Origin of the sequence: Bartonella sp. AA56HLJMS, from assembly GCF_042197145.1 — a bacterium.
In the GTDB taxonomy this organism is placed as follows: Bacteria; Pseudomonadota; Alphaproteobacteria; order Rhizobiales; family Rhizobiaceae; genus Bartonella.
The window spans coordinates 1-18,115 of the sequence record NZ_JBHIRL010000004.1; the positions used below are offsets into that span (position 1 = coordinate 1).

The 18,115-nt window shown below is 36.3% G+C and carries 17 protein-coding genes, 2 tRNA genes and 1 pseudogene; 12 read left to right on the forward strand and 8 right to left on the reverse strand.

All coding sequences use genetic code 11. The features are described 5' to 3' along the window. From ACFINI_RS03180 to ACFINI_RS03190, 3 genes and pseudogenes are all read left to right on the forward strand, one after another. Positions 1-84 (forward strand): annotated as a pseudogene (locus tag ACFINI_RS03180) (exonuclease); the annotation flags it as partial. A gap of 120 nt (positions 85-204) precedes the next feature. Continuing rightward, complete coding sequence (locus ACFINI_RS03185) at positions 205-423, forward strand: hypothetical protein (RefSeq protein ID WP_375643864.1); 219 nt, start codon at positions 205-207, stop codon at positions 421-423. Positions 424-431: 8 nt separating this feature from the next. Next, a complete protein-coding gene (locus tag ACFINI_RS03190; protein ID WP_375645738.1) occupies positions 432-1,475 on the forward strand; it encodes a tyrosine-type recombinase/integrase in 1,044 nt (347 codons plus the stop codon). A 1,971-nt stretch (positions 1,476-3,446) separates the two neighbouring features. Here ACFINI_RS03190 and ACFINI_RS03195 read toward each other — a convergent pair. The 5 genes from ACFINI_RS03195 to ACFINI_RS03215 all read right to left on the reverse strand — a co-directional run bounded on the left by ACFINI_RS03195 (position 3,447) and on the right by ACFINI_RS03215 (position 6,642). After that, positions 3,447-3,523 (reverse strand) — tRNA-Arg (locus ACFINI_RS03195). 39 nt (positions 3,524-3,562) lie between these two features. Beyond that, complete coding sequence (locus ACFINI_RS03200) at positions 3,563-3,868, reverse strand: ETC complex I subunit (RefSeq protein ID WP_273791168.1); 306 nt, start codon at positions 3,866-3,868, stop codon at positions 3,563-3,565. An 89-nt stretch (positions 3,869-3,957) separates the two neighbouring features. Further along, positions 3,958-4,034 (reverse strand) — tRNA-Pro (locus ACFINI_RS03205). A gap of 710 nt (positions 4,035-4,744) precedes the next feature. Continuing rightward, the gene (gene hdaA, locus ACFINI_RS03210; RefSeq protein ID WP_375645744.1) at positions 4,745-5,434 is read right to left on the reverse strand and encodes a DnaA regulatory inactivator HdaA; all 690 of its coding nucleotides are present in this window, start codon (positions 5,432-5,434) and stop codon (positions 4,745-4,747) included. Then, on the reverse strand, positions 5,431-6,642 hold the full coding sequence (locus ACFINI_RS03215) for an AI-2E family transporter (protein WP_375613080.1): 1,212 nt from the start codon (positions 6,640-6,642) through the stop codon (positions 5,431-5,433). The genes hdaA and ACFINI_RS03215 overlap by 4 nt, the downstream gene beginning before the upstream one ends. Before the next feature lie 158 nt (positions 6,643-6,800). Between ACFINI_RS03215 and purM the strand changes: the two genes are divergently transcribed. Both purM and purN read left to right on the forward strand, forming a co-directional pair. Beyond that, entirely contained in the window at positions 6,801-7,910 is a 1,110-nt protein-coding gene (gene purM, locus ACFINI_RS03220; RefSeq protein ID WP_375613081.1) for a phosphoribosylformylglycinamidine cyclo-ligase, read from the forward strand. After that, positions 7,907-8,518, forward strand: coding sequence for a phosphoribosylglycinamide formyltransferase (gene purN, locus ACFINI_RS03225; protein ID WP_375613082.1), 612 nt, complete (start codon positions 7,907-7,909; stop codon positions 8,516-8,518). Before purM ends, purN begins: the two co-directional genes overlap by 4 nt. A gap of 281 nt (positions 8,519-8,799) precedes the next feature. On the opposite strand, the gene ACFINI_RS03230 is transcribed toward purN, so the two are convergent. Continuing rightward, positions 8,800-11,334 (reverse strand): response regulator, encoded by a 2,535-nt coding sequence (locus ACFINI_RS03230; protein ID WP_375645747.1) that lies wholly within the window; start codon positions 11,332-11,334, stop codon positions 8,800-8,802. A gap of 217 nt (positions 11,335-11,551) precedes the next feature. On the opposite strand from ACFINI_RS03230, the gene ACFINI_RS03235 reads away from it, so the two are divergent. After that, entirely contained in the window at positions 11,552-12,028 is a 477-nt protein-coding gene (locus tag ACFINI_RS03235; protein WP_375645752.1) for a hypothetical protein, read from the forward strand. A 52-nt stretch (positions 12,029-12,080) separates the two neighbouring features. On the opposite strand, the gene dksA is transcribed toward ACFINI_RS03235, so the two are convergent. After that, the gene (dksA, locus tag ACFINI_RS03240) at positions 12,081-12,497 is read right to left on the reverse strand and encodes an RNA polymerase-binding protein DksA (protein ID WP_015856486.1); all 417 of its coding nucleotides are present in this window, start codon (positions 12,495-12,497) and stop codon (positions 12,081-12,083) included. Positions 12,498-12,797: 300 nt separating this feature from the next. Next, a complete protein-coding gene (locus tag ACFINI_RS03245) occupies positions 12,798-13,337 on the reverse strand; it encodes a flavin reductase (protein WP_375611549.1) in 540 nt (179 codons plus the stop codon). A 146-nt stretch (positions 13,338-13,483) separates the two neighbouring features. On the opposite strand from ACFINI_RS03245, the gene rpe reads away from it, so the two are divergent. The 6 genes from rpe (at position 13,484) to purQ (ending at position 18,033) form a co-directional block, all read left to right on the forward strand. After that, positions 13,484-14,170 (forward strand): ribulose-phosphate 3-epimerase, encoded by a 687-nt coding sequence (gene rpe / locus ACFINI_RS03250; protein WP_375645756.1) that lies wholly within the window; start codon positions 13,484-13,486, stop codon positions 14,168-14,170. After that, positions 14,170-15,477 (forward strand): adenylosuccinate lyase, encoded by a 1,308-nt coding sequence (gene purB / locus ACFINI_RS03255; RefSeq protein ID WP_375611588.1) that lies wholly within the window; start codon positions 14,170-14,172, stop codon positions 15,475-15,477. Before rpe ends, purB begins: the two co-directional genes overlap by 1 nt. 68 nt (positions 15,478-15,545) lie before the next feature. Further along, on the forward strand, positions 15,546-16,094 hold the full coding sequence (locus ACFINI_RS03260; RefSeq protein WP_375611547.1) for an RBBP9/YdeN family alpha/beta hydrolase: 549 nt from the start codon (positions 15,546-15,548) through the stop codon (positions 16,092-16,094). A 173-nt stretch (positions 16,095-16,267) separates the two neighbouring features. Next, positions 16,268-17,032 carry a phosphoribosylaminoimidazolesuccinocarboxamide synthase gene (gene purC, locus ACFINI_RS03265; protein ID WP_273791179.1) on the forward strand — a complete coding sequence of 255 codons (765 nt, stop codon included), beginning with the start codon at positions 16,268-16,270 and terminating at the stop codon, positions 17,030-17,032. 78 nt (positions 17,033-17,110) lie between these two features. Beyond that, the gene (gene purS, locus ACFINI_RS03270) at positions 17,111-17,350 is read left to right on the forward strand and encodes a phosphoribosylformylglycinamidine synthase subunit PurS (RefSeq protein WP_375611546.1); all 240 of its coding nucleotides are present in this window, start codon (positions 17,111-17,113) and stop codon (positions 17,348-17,350) included. A gap of 11 nt (positions 17,351-17,361) precedes the next feature. After that, positions 17,362-18,033, forward strand: coding sequence for a phosphoribosylformylglycinamidine synthase subunit PurQ (gene purQ / locus ACFINI_RS03275; RefSeq protein WP_375645761.1), 672 nt, complete (start codon positions 17,362-17,364; stop codon positions 18,031-18,033). The last annotated feature ends 82 nt before the right edge of the window (positions 18,034-18,115 follow it).

Here is an 18,115-nt window from a genome sequence, read left to right on the forward strand (position 1 = left end):
ATTGAACAGATCAATCAAGCTGTTGAAACCTTTTTAGCAGAGATAGAACGAGAGATAAAACAACTCTCAACAAAAGCCGCTTAACCTTATGGGGGTGTTTTGTTCCCCGCATATCTACAAGCACCCCCGCCCTTTCATAACAACTTTTAAGTCATGCGTGATTCACGAAATGGGTAAATTGCGTCTCAATGTAGGAGAAAAGATATGGCGCCTCGTAAAGCTATCATAACGCAAGCAGACATTGCACGAGCTTTAAGAGAAGCAAAAAAGCAAAAATGCGAACTCATAGAAATCAAACCTACCGGTGAACTGCTTATCTATCTGAAAGCAGATATTCCAATACCAAACTCAACAGCACACCCAGACAAACTTTTAGATTTGTCAAAGAATGAATATTACGAAATCGCACTCTCTAAGATGTAAAATTGATCATGCCAAAACCACGCCCCCCTCATCTCGTTAAACAAATTACCCAACATGGCAAAATCGTATGGTATGTACGTATTGGTCATGGAAAACGTATTAGAATACGCGGAACTTATGGAACACAAGAGTTTGTTGACAACTACAAAAGCGCACTTGCCGAATTACAAGGCATAATCCCTCCAAAACCGAAAATCGGCAAACTGATTGAAGGGTCATTTGCATGGCTGCTTAAACAATACTTTAACAGCTCTAATTGGCATAGCTACACTAAAGCTACAAAAAAACAAAAAGAACTCATCCTTATGAAGGTATGTGATACCATAGGAAACATTCCATACAAAGCAATTGAAAAGAAACATATCATAGCCGGCGTTGAACGACGCAAAGAAACACCAGCAATGGCTAGAAACTTTCTGAAAGCCCTTAATGGGCTTTTTAATTGGGCGATTGACCAAGGTCTTTTAGAAAATAATCCAGCCTTAGGTGTTAAAAGACCAGCCCTTCATAACAAAGATGGGTTTGCTGTTTGGACAGAAGAAGATGTTGAGAAATATTATCAAAGATGGTCCCATGGTACCCATGAACGCGTTTGGATTGATATTCTTCTGTATACGGGCTTACGTCGTGGTGATGCGGTTCGCATTGGCTGGAAAGATGTCAAAGACAATATTATTCATCTCAAAACAGAGAAAAGTAAATTCCAAACAGATGTCTTTCTACCTATTTTACCGGAATTAGCCAAAACGCTTGAAACTGGTCCTATTGGAGAAGAAACATTCATTTGTGGTAAAGAAGGTAAAAAACTAGTTAAAGAAAGTTTTGGCAACCTTTTTCGTGAGGCTTGTAACGTAGCGGGAATCAAAAAATCAGCACATGGCTTAAGAAAATTAGCAGCAACACGCGCAGCTAATTCTGGTGCAACAGTATCACAACTCAAAGCAATTTTTGGCTGGACAAATGATGCTATGGCATCTCTTTACACAAAGAGCGCAGACCGTAAAAAACTCTCTCTTGAAGCCATAAAAAAGCTTCAAAAAGATGAGGGATAGAGGCAAAAAAACTCAATAGAATCAAGATTCACCTATTCCCTTATATTAGACATAACTATTTTATTTTACTTGCTTTTTATTTGCCTGTCACGCCCACCATTCAACTTTATAGTATAAATAAATTATTGAATTATCGTATTCTTCCAAGGTACGGGATGCGTAAATAAAGATTCGGAAATAAGATTGTGCAACATGCCTCTACAAAGGGCATACTTTACGGAGTGTTTCTAATATTTTTTACGTTCTAATAGCGCCTCTTAGGGGAAGCCATCTAAAAGTATCACAAACGTAATAACAGCCTCATTTTGCAACAGATTAGAAGTTTGATTTTAAAATTCTTTCCACAAGCATAGGCTTCCGTTCTAAAAAATATTGTTTGTTTCCTGATCTATCCCCTGTTTTTCTTAATTCTTTCATGTCTATTGGTATACAACTTGTTGTCCAAACAGTTAGATATAACCACAGTCACTTCGATAGATATAAAACACTTAACCTTAGAGCTGTATTTTGAGTTTACCAATTACAGATTATAATAAAATATTAAAAAGAGTAAAAAACACGATAAAAGCAAATTTTTTCATTCTAAAAATACATTTGATTTATAATCATGTTTTATTGTTTGCCATGTTGAATGAGAAATCCGAATATCGCAATGTTTTCTCATTTCAAACCTATTTATATTGAATTAAACAAAGCCGTCTCTCTTACACGTCATAAGAGGAATTAGTATTAAGTAAAAATTGTATAAAAAAGCACAAAAATGCCGATAACTACCTCAAGTGCTAAAATCTATCGCAACATCGGGGGCTGGAAAATAGGCAAAGTGTATGATAATGTCAGTTTGTTTCTTCATAAATGTAAATATGATGGAGCTCAATGGATTTATCATTGTACCATTTATGAGCGCCAGCGTGAAGTGAGCTTTAAGAGATATCTCTTAAAACAAAGCCTGTAAAATGGCATTCTCCTCACACTGTATTCTTATTGAAATAATGATCACCTTGAACCGTATGAGTTTAGATCTTCAGAGCTCATCTGCATAACATTTTAATGTGATTATTATCCAATATTAAAATACTTTTCACATGATGTACAAACTATAAAGAAATAAGAAAAAACATTTGAAAATGTAAATATGAAATCTAAAAATTTAACTCTAAGATACAATCTATCTTCATTCATATAAATATACAGTATACATTCTTAAACCTATAAGACTAAGAAAACCTAAACATTGATGAAACCTATAACCCTACCTGAGAAACAGTGACAATCATGTTAAATCAAATTGTCCGCAAGTGTCTCTCATTGAAAAAACAATATCTTATCTGGACGGCACATATAACATCTTTTTATACGAAAAAACTATAAAGAAGTAATTCGTTATGAATCACAGCTTCCAAGACAAGAAGATATTTTCCACCTCTTGTGCCATCTGTAAATTCTCATCATAAACAGATATCGTTTTTATTCTTCAATGTTTCATAAACTGTTCTAAATCGAATCCATCATGCCTTGTATCTAATCAAAATCGATCTTACCAAAGATCATGCTAAAAAACGTAATAATATTATTCATAAAAAATAAAAAAATCACAATAGATGTTTTTTGGCAATTTCACCAGCACTAGCCGCAATGCTTAAATCTAATCTAAGAAATAAAATATTCATTTTCAGAAAGATAAAAAGAAGCTCATAAAAAAGAGTTTTTGTAATCTGTTTCCTAAAGCATGTGATATAGTAGCAACACGCGGCAAGAATATGCAATGCTAAAGTTTCAGCAATCAAAAGCAATTTTTACTGAAAAAAGAGAAAACAGCATCATTTTATACTAAAACAGTCAACAGAAAACGTTTAGCAACAAAATCAACCAAAAAACATCAAAAAGGTTCGGGAGTTTAAAGAAAAATAAGCTAATAGAATAAAAGGAAAACTCTCTAACTTTTTATAGCCTATTAATATCATTTAAACATGGTGATCCCGACAGGATTCGAACCTGTGACCCACGGCTTAGAAGGCCGTTGCTCTATCCAGCTGAGCTACGGGACCCAACTGATTATTTTCTCAATTCAAAATAGCATCTTTAATTCAATGTGTCCAAGAATGCTGCCGATCACTGCGAAAATTATCAGAATAAGAAATAGCACGTCGAATCGACGTATGTTTCTTTTCTACACGGTAAGAGATAGCATTCTTACGCGCAAAAGCAATCGCTTCTTCCTTCCTATTAAATCGGATTCTTACCTGATTATTCATATCAGACGTTGCCGTGTACCCCATAAGAGGTTCAAGCATTTTCGCTTTCACCGGCTCATACTCTAGAATCCAAAAACCTGTATTCCCCTTACCTGACTGCATAGCTGTCTTAGCAGGACTATAAATACGTGCGATCATGCCTTTTTCCTTCAGATTACACAACGCTTGAATGATAGTTTCTCACCACACGTACCCAATTGGGTCATTCTCACACACTCAATCAAATATGGTCGGAGCGATAGGATTCGAACCTACGACCCCCTGATCCCAAATCAGGTGCGCTACCAGGCTGCGCTACGCTCCGCCATTTACATTTACTTGATGCACATTTCCTAAAATTTTCACAACAGAAGTGCAAGAGAAAAACACACTTTTTTTTAATTTTGTTGCATTTCTTTACAAAAAAGCACATTTTTAAATTTTTTTCCCTACTCAATAACAGATTTATTAACAAGTAGTAGAAAATAACCTCCGTAGAAAATCCAATCTATATTAAAAAAGAATGAATTTCTCTATAAGGACTTCATAATTTTTGTCCTTTTTTAAGCAAGCTCTCACTGTATCAAAATGCATTCCACAGATACAATTTTAGAAAAAAACGACTTAAATATCATAGAAAAACTTTTCCAAAGAGCACATAAGCCAAAAAATTCAGCTGTATTAAGCTTTTTCCTCTCTTTTTCTATCTTCCCAAGGACTCTTTTATTAAAAATTCTAGAATCTTCTACAATCCAAATCCATAAACAACAAACATTTTTTCAAAGCACAAAGATTTCATTATAAATAAAATAAAGCGCTCTTTTTAGAAAAATTTTCAAATGCGAAGATGGAAAGAATTCAACATCATACAATAAAATCTCAAAGCTATTTAAAATAAACACATGACAAAAGCAAAAAATATTATTTTTTACTCTTATATAGATATCCAAAAAGGAGAAAATTTAAATGACTTGTCTTTCCACGTATTGAAACGATAGTAGAAGGACAGAATAAGTAAGCCATGATAAGGAGTATTTACGAAATTCTTCTATTCAAAACTTCAGCAATAACAGCACGTGTTATTTTTCTTTTTCTTTGTAATGCCAACTGATCAACAGAATCAATAACACGCTTCAATGAAAATAAAGAACGTTCACAACGACTTACAAGATAATAAACCGTATCTGGATGTACAATAAGTTGCCTATCTGAAAAAAGCTTAAATGCAACAGCTGTTAACAATGCATCATCAGGCTGATTAATTTCAACGAACATTACCGAATTAAGACGACTTTTTAGATCATTTAACATTAAATTCCAAGCGGAAGGAAGTGTTCGTGCCGTCATCAATAAAGTAGCTTGTCGTGCATCAAGATTTGCTTGCTTAATACTGTTAATTAAATGAAAAAGTTCTGTCTCATTGATTTCACCTGCATCAATATCCTCTATTAAAAATGATCTGCCTAAAGAAGCCATAGTAATAGCCTGATCAATTTCATTGTGCTGAATCCTGAAAGCATCTGCTTTTTGGAGCCATATATTAGAAAAGTGCGTTTTTCCAGAGCCTTCTTTACCAACCAAAACTGCAATAGGTAAGCTCCAATTGGGCCAGTGATCAATAAGCTGAAAAGCCATACGATTGCTTTCCGTTACCACTAAATCCTCAAATTGAAAAATCGGATCATAAGGAAAATTTAAAGATAATTGCGTTTCACGCCCATTCATTTTAGCGGCTCCGAATTTCCGCTTCTCGAATACATCTGAGAACTCAGATAAGTATGAAGAGCAAAACGAACTAAAACGCCAACAGCCGCTGCCGCAGGAATAGCAACAAGCATACCAGTAAAACCAAAGAGTGAAGAAAAAGCAAAAAGTGAAAACATCAACCATACGGGATGTAATCCCACTGATGAACCTACAAGCTTGGGTTGAAGGATATAACCTTCAATAAACTGACCAATTAAAAAAAGTGCCATCACAACGATGATTCCCCCCCAATTATTGGGATAAAACTGGACCCATGCAATACCAACAGAAAGGACCAAGCCACTCATTGTGCCGATATAAGGAACAAAGCTAATAAGACCAATAAACATACCAATCAAAAGACTAAAATTGAGTCCTGCAATCGTTAAACCAATAGCATAATAGCCTCCCAATATGAGACAAACTGTTCCTTGTCCACGAACAAAGCCTGCAATAGCTCTATCCATTTCATGAAAAATACTACGAACAGTTTCAAGATGATCACGCGGTATTAACGAATCGATTGCTGTTACCATACGTGGCCAATCTAATAACATATAAAATGCCACCACAGGTGCCACAACAAATAGGCTAACGATATTAACGATTGATTTTCCTGACTTTAAAAGTGAATTCAAAAGAGACGTAATAAAATCCGAACCTTCTCCCAAAAATCCTTTAATATTATTCCGTAATTCATTTGGATCACTTCCAAAATAGCGCCTTAACCAATCAAAATCATGCTCAACAAAAAAGGTTTGAATACGATTAATGTAAACAGGTAAACCATCACTCATAAATTGCTGTATTTGCCAACTAATAACAGGAATCAAAATAATTAAAGCAGCAACAAAGGTAATAACAATAAATAGGGTGATAAGGACAGTCCCAAACACACGACGAATACCAAATTTTTCAAGTAATTGAACAATGGGATTGAGAAAATAAGCCAACACAATCCCTGCCACAAAAGGAAGCAAAATTGATCCAAAAACAAACATAAAAAGAATGAAAAAAATCAGCGTACCAAGCCAAAAAAAGATTTGTCTTTTCATATTATTCGGCAAAGGTAATTGAGTATACGCTGGCACATAAGTCTTATAACGATCACGAGATGTATTCTCACTCACTTTCTTTCTCATAAGCTGCCAAGAGGACTGTCCGTGATTATCTGATATCTTGCTCATAAAATATCCTAAAAAATTCTTCACAAAAAATTATAAACAACTTCAAAATAAGGTACAAGAAAAGTTGCTTATTTTCTTATCAATATCTCTTGCAGAGAGAACTCTATCATGGCATTGCATAATATCAAAACCTGATTTTCCATTAAAGGAAGGCTCCAATGAGCAATCAAGATCTTACAAATAATAAATCCAAGGCTGGGGATAAATCCAAAGCTGGTCTTACCTACGCAAAAGCCGGTGTAAACATCGATATGGGTAATGCCATGGTAGAAAAAATTAAACCCTTTATACGCGCAACAAAACGAGCCGGAACAGATGCAGAAATTGGCGGTTTTGGTGGACTTTTTGATTTAAAAGCAGCAGGCTTTACGGATCCTATCCTAGTAGCAGCCAATGATGGTGTGGGAACAAAATTAAAAATTGCCATTGAAGTAGGTCACCATAACACTGTAGGTATTGATCTTGTAGCTATGTGTGTCAATGATTTACTCGTACAAGGGGCTGAACCTCTCTTTTTTCTGGATTATTTTGCAACTGGAAAGCTTGACCCTGAACAAGGAGCTGCGATTGTTTCCGGTATTGCAGAAGGATGTAAACAAGCCGGTGCTGCCCTTATTGGAGGAGAAACTGCAGAAATGCCAGGAATGTATGCAGAGGGAGATTATGATCTAGCTGGTTTTGCTGTTGGAGCATGCGAACGTAGCAAGCTACTCCCTTCAAAAGATTTGACAGAAGGTGATATTATATTAGGTCTAAGCGCCTCTGGAATTCATTCCAATGGCTTTTCGCTTGTTCGACGAATCATCCAGCAAAATTATCTCAAATGGAATGACCCTGCCCCTTTTTCCCCCGAAAGCAGCCTTGGTATAGCACTTCTTACACCAACACGCATTTATGTAAAATCGCTTCTTCCCATCATGCGAAAATATGAAGGGATTAAAGCTCTTGCTCATATTACGGGTGGAGGTTTTCCTGAAAATATTCCACGTGTCCTTCCATCCTCTCTCTGCGCTGAAATTAATCTTTCTAGCATCAATGTTCCAGCAGTATTTTCATGGATTGCCAAACAAGGTAAAATAGAAGAAACAGAAATGTTAAGAACATTTAATTGTGGTATTGGCATGATCATTATCGTAGCACAGCATGCAGCTGAAACAATTACACAAGCTCTTGAAAGAAAAGGAGAGACTGTAACTCCCCTTGGCATTTTAACAAAATGCCAAGATCAAAATAAAGGAATACTTTATAAAGGGGTACTGCATTTATGAAAAAACAAATCGTCGTTTTCATTTCTGGTAATGGATCCAATATGGTCGCCCTTGCTCAAGCTAGCCAACAAACGGCATATCCTGCTGAAATCGTCGCGGTTATTTGCGATAATCCGCGTGCCAACGGTATTGAAAAAGCGCAAAACCATAACTTACCTATTCATATTGTTGATCGTAAAATTTACAAAACAAAAGAAGAGCATGAAGAAAATATTTTTACAATTTTAAATCAATATAAACCGGATTTTCTCTGCTTTGCAGGGTATATGCGCCTTATCTCACCACGTTTTGTAAAACTTTATGAAGGACGAATTCTAAATATTCATCCTTCTCTTTTGCCTTCATTTAAAGGCTTAAACACACATGAAAAAGCTTTACAAGCAGGTGTAAAAATCACGGGTTGCACTGTTCACCTTGTTACAGAAGACATGGATGCAGGAAAAATCCTTGCCCAAGCAGCCGTTCCAGTCTATCCCCATGATACTGCTGAGTGCTTAGCACAAAGAGTTCTTAAAGCAGAGCATAAACTCTATCCCGAAGCCTTAAAAGCATTTATTGAAGGGAAGAGCAAAATGGTCGATACGCAACAACAGCTTTTATCTTTTTGAGTGTATCAACAATCTATTAATCAGCATATTTCAATGCTTTACACATAGTTTTTGCTCAGTATCTACAATTGAAAATCTCTATGAAATATTGACATAATAGAGTCCATCTCTTCATAAATTTTTGCACAAAATATGTAATTTTTTGAATTTTAGTTCATTTTTAAAATTTTTCTTCTTTATTCAATTCTATGACATTATCATAAGCTCTATTTATCAAAATACTCTCGTATTTCGCCTAAAAAATCTTAAAATACGCAATTTTCTATTGCATAAATTTTTGTTTATGACGAAAGTGTTTCTTTAACTGTTACAGCTAACTGTTTGAGTGTAAAAGGTTTAGATAAAAAACCAAAAACAGCATCTTGTGGAAGATTTTTAGCAAAGGCATCTTTTGCATATCCAGAAACGAAAAGAAATTTGATATCAGGATAGTTTTTACGGACTTCCTTCAATAAAGTTGGCCCATCCATTTCTGGCATCACCACATCGGAAACAATAATATCAACTTCTCCTTTTTGTTCCTCAAGAATAGAGAGTGCTTCCACCCCACTTGCTGCCTCTAAAACCGTATATCCTCTCATTTGAAGAGCTCTTACCCCCCCCATTCTGACCGCATCTTCATCTTCAACTAATAAAACAGTCGCAGATCCTGTTAAGTCTATATTTTTATCTTTCTCTTCATCTTTTTCAATCTTTTGAGAAATTTCTCCTTTTATATTGGGGATATAACGGGGAAGAAAAATATGAAATGTTGCTCCTTCACCTTCTTTACTTTCACAATAAATATACCCACCGCTCTGCTTGATAATTCCATAAACCATTGATAAACCAAGTCCTGTTCCTTTTCCAACTTCTTTTGTTGTAAAAAATGGCTCAAACATTTTTTCTTGTATAGCAGCAGATATACCAGCCCCTGTATCTGAAATAGTCAATTGCACATACTCGCCAATTGCTAATCCAAGATGATTAAATTCAGCACTTTGTTGCTTTGTAATATTATTTGTCGCAATCGTAACAATACCTCCATCTAACATGGCATCACGCGCATTAATAACCAAATTCATAATAACACGCTGAAAAGATGCTTGATCAACTTCAACGCTCCACAAATCTCTTCCATGGATAATTTTTAACTGAATATTATTCCCCAAAAGTGGTAAAATAAGATTGCGGATATCTGATAAAAATTCAGTAAAATCGACTTCTTCAGGTCGAAGTGTTTGCTTTCTAGAAAAAGCTAATAATTGCTGGACAAGAGCAGCTGCACGATTAGCATTGTTTTTAATATTGATCAGATCAGCATGAGCAGGATCAGAACTACGATGCGTATTTAAAAGAAGATCACACGACATTAAAATTGCTGTTAAAACATTATTAAAATCATGAGCAATGCCGCCAGCCAATTGTCCTACAGCTTGCATCTTCTGACTTTGCATCATTTTATCTTCAAGAGTTTTTTGTTCGGTTGTTTCAATGACAGAGATAATAAGCAAATTTTGCAATGCATCACCGTGATAGGGCGGTACAGACATAATATGGAGCCGTAAATGGCATTCTTCATTTTTTTCTAAAACAGTTTCTAGAGAAACAAAATAATTTTTATTTGTCGCAATTCTCTGAAAAGAACGCTCTAACTGCACACAATCACGACGAGAAATAACATCATAAAAATTGACAGCTTTGTCCATACATCCCGTGAGTGATGAAAAAGCTTTATTCATATGAACCAATTGCCCTGCATGATCCACCACGGCTATTGCAAAAGGACTCGCATCAAAATATTCTTCTAATATACTGGGTAATTTTAATTGATCATCCTCTTCTTTTTGTATTTGTTGTGGAATGATCACAACACGATAAATGGCTTCCTCTTCTAAGAGAGAAGAAACAGATATAAGACAATGGAATATTTTCTCACAAGTCGTGTGTGAATTTAAACATAACGAAAACCTATAGGGTAAAGAGTAACCTGAACTTTGATATCTGTTGGTTTGTAAACAGATATCACTCCATGAGCTCTTAGCGCCAACGCTATCAAATAACGAATCAAAATTATATTGACCAATTGAGAAATTCGCTAAATCAATTGAAAACCATTCTGCAAAAGTCGCATTGGCATAAAGAATAGTTCCTTGTCTATTAACGGATACAAAACCAATAGAAGCTTGATCCAAGTGATTGATAGCCTCTTGAAGGTTCGAGAAAAAAACTTCTCGCGTTTGTTGTAAGTGCGAAATATCAGCAATACGCCAAAATAAAAGCTTTTTTTTCTGTTTTTTGATAGGTTGAATGGAAATATTATACCAAACAGATTTTTTTGGTGTAGAATCAGTAAAAATTGGCTGTTCTACTCTCAATTCCTCTTGCGCTGCAAGATTATTACAGGCTGCAACCTTTAAGCGATACGAGAGTGCACCAGCTCCTGGCAGATCCGCTATAACCCTATAACAAGACACTTCAGGCTTATAGGTCAGAATTTTTCGATAGTTTTGATTAGAATAATAAACAAAACCAGAAAGATCAGAGATTACAATTGCATCATCGCTCCTATTAAAGATGCTAAAATCAAAATCTTCATGCGACCACACATGATATCTTAAAATTCCCATTCCACACAAAACGAGTGTTGCAACACCGATCATTGCTAGAATCAAAAAAGATATTGATATCACCTGTTGCAAATAGTTTTGTGGATAAAAAAAACCTAAAATACCCACAATGAAAAGAAAACCTAATACAAAAACAATACCAAAAATCACAACTCTCCGGTGAAACGAAGACGCTGATCTTTCATTATTCTGAAAATCTTTATCCATCTCTCTTTGCCTTAGCTTATAGCTATTTCTTATGTCACAAACTTCCTTTATATTCGTTGTTATGTTGTTATAAAGTATATACTATGATATTATCTAAGATAAGCTCGCTTAATATTCAAAAGTTTATTTCTTACATTATAAGTGAATCTTTTGAGGGTATGTTTATAAATTTATCTCAATAAAAAATAATATTTCCATCCAAAATGGGAGAAAATCTATGTATATCTGGTTATCAGAGCAGATAGGTGTATCTGCTGCAAACATAACGATAAGCTTTTTGCTTTTTATAATAACAATCGCAGCTATTACCGTAATTATCGTGTTTTTACGTCGCTTAAGTACAGGAAGATACAGCATTAATAGAAAAAAAAGTCTATCACGATTAGCATTATGTGAAGTAATTTCTATAGATCGAGCACGCCGCCTTGTTTTAGTCCGTTGCGATAATAAAGAACATTTGCTCCTTATTGGCGGATTAACAGATGTGGTTGTAGAATCCGATATTACTGGTACATCAAAAATACAAAAAAGAGAAACAGACACACATCTAAGTTCCGCCCCTCCAGAAAGAAACGATGTATCGGATAAAAGTCCCTCTCCTTTTACGAATGAAGGGATAAAAGATTCAGCCATCACCGCCGAAATTGAGGGGCGGCAAGAACCATCTTTATTCATTCCTATCCCTCAAAAATAAAAATATACAATTTCATCACCACGAATTTCATTTGTTTATCATCTCAATAACCTTAATCATCGCGATAAACTCTTTCACGTCGTTCGTGACGTTCTTGCGCTTCCAATGACAAAACGGCTATCGGCCGAGCCTCAAGACGCTTGATACTAATGGGTTCGCCGGTTTCTTCACAAAAACCGTATGTCCCATTATCAATGCGCTCTAAAGCAGCATCTATTTTTGAAATAAGTTTCCTCTGACGATCACGAGCACGTAATTCGATTGTACGATCAGTTTCACAAGAAGCCCGATCAGTCAAATCGGGCTGACCAACATTCTCTTCCTGCAAATTTTCCAAAGTCTCACGAGCTTCTTTTAATATATCATTCTTCCAAGAAACCAATTTAGCACGAAAATACGCCTTTTGCCGCTCATTCATAAAAGGCTCATCTTCACTAGGGCGATATTGACCATCAATCTCTTCGCTCATGCAATAAAAAACCTCCACATATGCTATGTGCGGTCTATATATTGTGCAATACCCATCAACACAAGAGTAAAATGTTTTTTCATAACAATCGACGAATATATCTAAATGCACTGTTTAGGTTTGATCGCTTTTTTATGTAGATTGAATTCTTGATCAAATCTCATCCAGAATCATTTTTCTCGCTTATTGAAAAACTTTAAAAAGAAGGAAATCAGAGCCATCCCTCCCCTACTCTCTACATTGTTTAAAATCTAAATGAAGCAACAATAAATCATTTCATCAATGCAAAAAATAAAATCTTTATAAAGGCAAAGTGTGATATTCACGTTTCAAATACATCAAAGCATCTTTTTCTTTATTACAGTTGATTGCAACAACCTCACCAATCAAAACACAATGGGTTGCGTGTTCGTGCCAACAAATCAAACGACAATCAAACGACGCTAGAGCATCTGAAAGACTAGGCGCCCCCGTTTGCAAAGCTCCCCATTGAGCAACATCAAAACGCTCATTTTGTGTAGAATTGCAACGCCTCGAAAAAACATCCGCTAATGAGCGATGTTTTCCTGCCAAGCTATTAACACAAAAATTTCCATTCTCCATAAACACCTGATTCTTTAAATTATGACGCATGAGACAAACAAGAAGGGTTGGAGGATCATCAGATAAAGAACAACACGCCGAAACAGTCACCCCACGTCTTCCCTTAATACCATTTGTTGTCACAATATGCACAGCTCCTGCAAAAAGACTCATGGCATCTCGATATTCTTGGGAAGAAACCGCAATAGTATGTTTATGTTGAAGTTCAGGCATCAAATATGTTTTATGATTCGACATATCTTTCACTTATAAAGCTTTAAAATTTCAAGCAATCTTTCCATAAAAAGACCTATAATACATATTTTTTCTTTTCCGTCATAACACAAAAAATATTTGTGTATACACAGCGATATGATAAAAACTGCCAATCTAAGGAGATTTTAATGCCCCATTCTCATCTCATTTCGCCTTCTCTCTTGGCTTCTGATTTTTCTAAACTTGGACAAGAAATGTTAGATGTTGTTGATGCTGGTGCAGATTGGCTTCATCTTGATATTATGGATGGGCACTTTGTTCCTAACATCACCTTTGGTCCTGAAATCGTCAAAGCTCTGCGCCCATTAACAAAAGCAATATTTGATGTCCACCTGATGATCGTACCAGTAGACCCTTATTTAGAAGCTTTTGCAAAAGCAGGTTCAGATATTATAACTATTCATGCTGAAGCAGGTCCACATCTTCATCGTTCATTACAAACAATCAAAAAAATGGGGAAAAAAGCAGGAATCGCACTCAATCCAAGCACCCCTGAACATGTACTGGAATATTTGCTTGATCAATTAGATCTCATTCTCATCATGACGGTCAATCCCGGTTTTGGTGGACAAAGTTTTATTCCAGAAATAAAAAATAAAATTAAGCGCGTTAAAAACATGATTGCAAACCGCCCTATTGATCTTGAAGTTGATGGTGGTATCACCGTTGATACAATTGGGATAGCTGCAAAAGCTGGTGCAAATGTATTTGTCGCAGGCTCTGCAATTTATAAAGATGGCAATAAAGAGCTTTACAAAACACGTATTAGTGCATTGCGCCAAGCCGCAATCCTCTCACAACAAGGAAAAAAATGATGATCGCACGTTATTCCCGCCCTGCAATGGTAACAATTTGGTCTCCCGAAACAAAATATCGTATTTGGTTTGAAATTGAAGCCCATGCCTGTGATGCCCTTGCTCACTTAGGGATTATTCCGAAAGAAGCCACCAAAGTCATTTGGGAAAAAGGGGCAGCAGCTAAATTTGATGTCAATCGCATTGATGAAATTGAAGCAATTACCAAACATGATGTTATCGCATTTCTAACCCACCTAGCTGAATTCATTGGACCAGAGGCACGTTTTATCCACCAAGGCATGACATCATCTGATGTTCTCGATACAACGCTGAACATTCAATTGATGCGTGCGAGTGATATTTTGCTAGAGGATATAGATCAACTTCTTGAAGCATTAAAAAGACGTGCTTTTGAGCATAAAGAGACAATCACCATTGGGCGGAGTCATGGCATTCATGCTGAACCGACAACATTTGGAATCAAGTTTGCTCTTGCATACGCTGAGTTTTCCCGTTGTCGCAAACGTCTTCTTGCTGCACGAGAAGAAGTTTCTACTTGCGCGATTTCAGGAGCTGTAGGAACTTTTGCTAATATCGATCCACGCGTTGAAGAACATGTAGCAAAAGCCTTGAAGATGCGTACTGAACCGGTTTCCACCCAAGTAATACCAAGAGATCGTCATGCTATGTTTTTTGCAACACTTGGTGTTATTGCTTCCTCTATTGAAAGGCTAGCAATAGAAATACGCCACTTACAACGAACAGAAGTTCTTGAAGCAGAGGAACATTTCTCACCTGGGCAAAAAGGTTCATCGGCAATGCCTCACAAACGTAATCCAGTTTTAACAGAAAATTTAACTGGATTAGCCCGTATGGTACGTGCATTTGCACTCCCAGCCATGGAAAATGTAGCTCTTTGGCATGAACGTGATATTTCCCATTCATCTGTTGAGCGTTATATTGCTCCAGATGCGACTATTACACTTGATTTTGCTCTTTCTCGCCTCACATCTGTCATTGAAAATCTCATTGTCTATCCAGAAAATATGCAAAAAAATCTCAATAAATTCCGCGGTCTTGTTCACTCACAACGGGTTCTTTTAGCACTCACACAAGCAGGGATTAGTCGTGAAGATTCTTATCGGATTGTACAACGAAATGCGATGAAAGTTTGGGAACAAGGAAAAGATTTTTTAGAAGAACTCCTCAACGACAAAGATGTTACCAAAGCTTTAAGTGAAGAAGAACTTCGCGAAAAATTTGATCTTTCTTACCACACCAAACATATCAATACGATTTTTAAACGTGTTTTTGAAGAACAATAAAGCGACATAGAAAACCAAAATCCATTCAACCTATGATCAAAAATCTGTTGTAACAAAGAAAACAATTCATGAAAGCAAATCAACTCGATATTCTTATTGTTCCTGGCTACAAAGGATCTGGTCCAGATCATTGGCAAACACGCTGGGAAAAAAAATTGTCGACAGCCAGCCGCATTGAACAACTCCATTGGTCAAAGCCTGTTTGTGAAGAGTGGGTTAACAAAGTTAAAACCGCCATCGCAAAAGCTCAAAGGCCTGTTATGCTTATTGCTCATTCATTAGGAGTTCCCAGTGTTATTCATGCAACTGTACAAAATACAGAAAAAATTTGTGGCGCTTTCTTTGTTGCACCTCCAGATGTCGCCAATGAAAAAATACGTCCCAAACATTTAATGACATTTGGCCCCTATCATCGCCAAAAGCTTCCTTTTCCTTCTATTGTCATAGCCAGTCGCAACGATGAGTTTTGTCAATTTTCAGTAGCAGAAAAAATTGCCAATGATTGGGGATCACTCTTTGTTGATGCTGGGTATTCTGGCCATATTAACGCAGAATCCGGACACGGACCTTGGCCTGAAGGGCTTATGGTCCTCTCTCACTTTCTTGCAAAAATTTGATCCAAAAGAGGTGATCTTCTTTCTCATCGCTTATGTATCTTCACCTTTGGGTAAACGTGTAATGATAAAAATTATAAAAGTATCATAGCAATATCATTGAGAAATTCTATCAATTAGGATAGTATCATTTATCAATGTTATTAAAAACCTCTCAAGATAAATAGAGAATCATGATGAATCGTCGCCACCGTATTTATGAAGGCAAGGCTAAAATTTTATATGAAGGACCTGAACCAGGGACTTATATTCAATTTTTTAAAGATGATGCAACTGCCTTTAATGCAAAAAAACATGAAATTATCGACGGAAAGGGCGTTTTAAACAACCGAATTTCGGAACATATTTTTAGCCATCTTGGACGTTTGGGCATCCCAACACATTTTATCAAACGTATAAACATGCGCGAACAGCTTATTAAAGCAGTGGAAATCATTCCGTTGGAAGTTGTTGTTCGCAATGTTGCTGCCGGCTCTCTTGCTAAGCGTTTAGGACTGGAAGAAGGAACCCCGCTTCCGCAATCCATCATTGAATTCTACTATAAAAATGATTCTCTCGATGATCCTATGGTAACGGAAGAACATATCACAGCTTTTGGGTGGGCTGTCCCACAAGAGATAGAAGATATCATGCAACTTTCAATTCGTATTAATGATTTTCTTTCTGGGCTTTTTGCCGGTGTTAACATCCAATTAATTGATTTTAAAATGGAATTTGGTCGCCTGTGGGAAGATGAAACAATGCGCATTGTTCTTGCTGATGAAATCTCTCCTGATTCTGCACGACTATGGGATATGCACACACAAGAAAAAATGGATAAAGACCGTTTTCGTCGTGATATGGGAGGGCTTATTAATGCCTATCAAGAAGTTGCTAAACGTCTTGGTATTATGAATGAAAACGAACCAACACGACCAAGTGGTCCCGTTCTCGTAAAGTAAAAACAAGGTAAAAAACATCACCTTATACAAACACCCCTCTTCAAAGGAGAGGTTCTTTTAAAAAGCAGGAAGCAAAAAATGAAAGCACGCATTACAGTTACTTTAAGAGAAAGCGTTCTTGATCCACAAGGAGAAGCAATTGTCGGTGCTTTAAAAAGTTTGGCTTTCGAAGGCATTCAATCTATTCGTCAAGGAAAGGTTTTTGATATTGTTCTTGATGATTTACCTTCTGAAACTGCAAAGAAAAAACTTGAACAAATGTGTGAAGAGTTACTCGCAAATACTGTCATCGAAAATTATACAATCGAACTTCTGTAAGTGAAACGCTCATGAAAACTGCCATCATTCAACTTCCTGGATTAAATCGTGATCGAGATATGGTTGCAGCATTACATCATATAACGGGAGTTGAGCCACTAAAAATTTGGCAAACAGAAACAACAATTCCAGATGTAGATGTTATTATTATTCCTGGTGGTTTTTCCTATGGCGACTACTTAAGATGTGGTGCGATTGGAGCGCGAACTCCCGTCTTTAAAGCCATTCGTGAAAAAGCACAAGAAGGTACGACAATTATAGGTATCTGTAATGGATTTCAAATTTTGTTGGAAGCAGGATTATTACCCGGTACTTTAATGCGTAACGCTTCTTTAAAATTTGTTTGTCGTGAAATCAAGCTTGAAGTCGTCAACGCCAAGACAAAATTTTCTCGATATTATTCTAAAGGACAAATTATTCGTTGTCCTGTTGCCCATCATGACGGAAATTATTTTGTTGATAGTGAAACATTGAAACAAATGGAAGACAATGAACAAATTGTTTTTCGCTATGCAGAAAATACAAACCCGAACGGCTCAATGAAAGATATTGCTGGTATTGTTAATAAAGCTGGTAATATTCTTGGTATGATGCCCCATCCTGAAAACTTTATTGAACCCGCCCACGGAGGTACTGACGGTCGTTTACTTTTTCAAAGTGCTTTAGAGTTAGTAAATGGATAATGCTGCAAAAATACTCGCGCTCCATAATTTAAAAAAATAAGGATTTATACCATTTATCGCTTCATAAAGCTATAAACAAAGC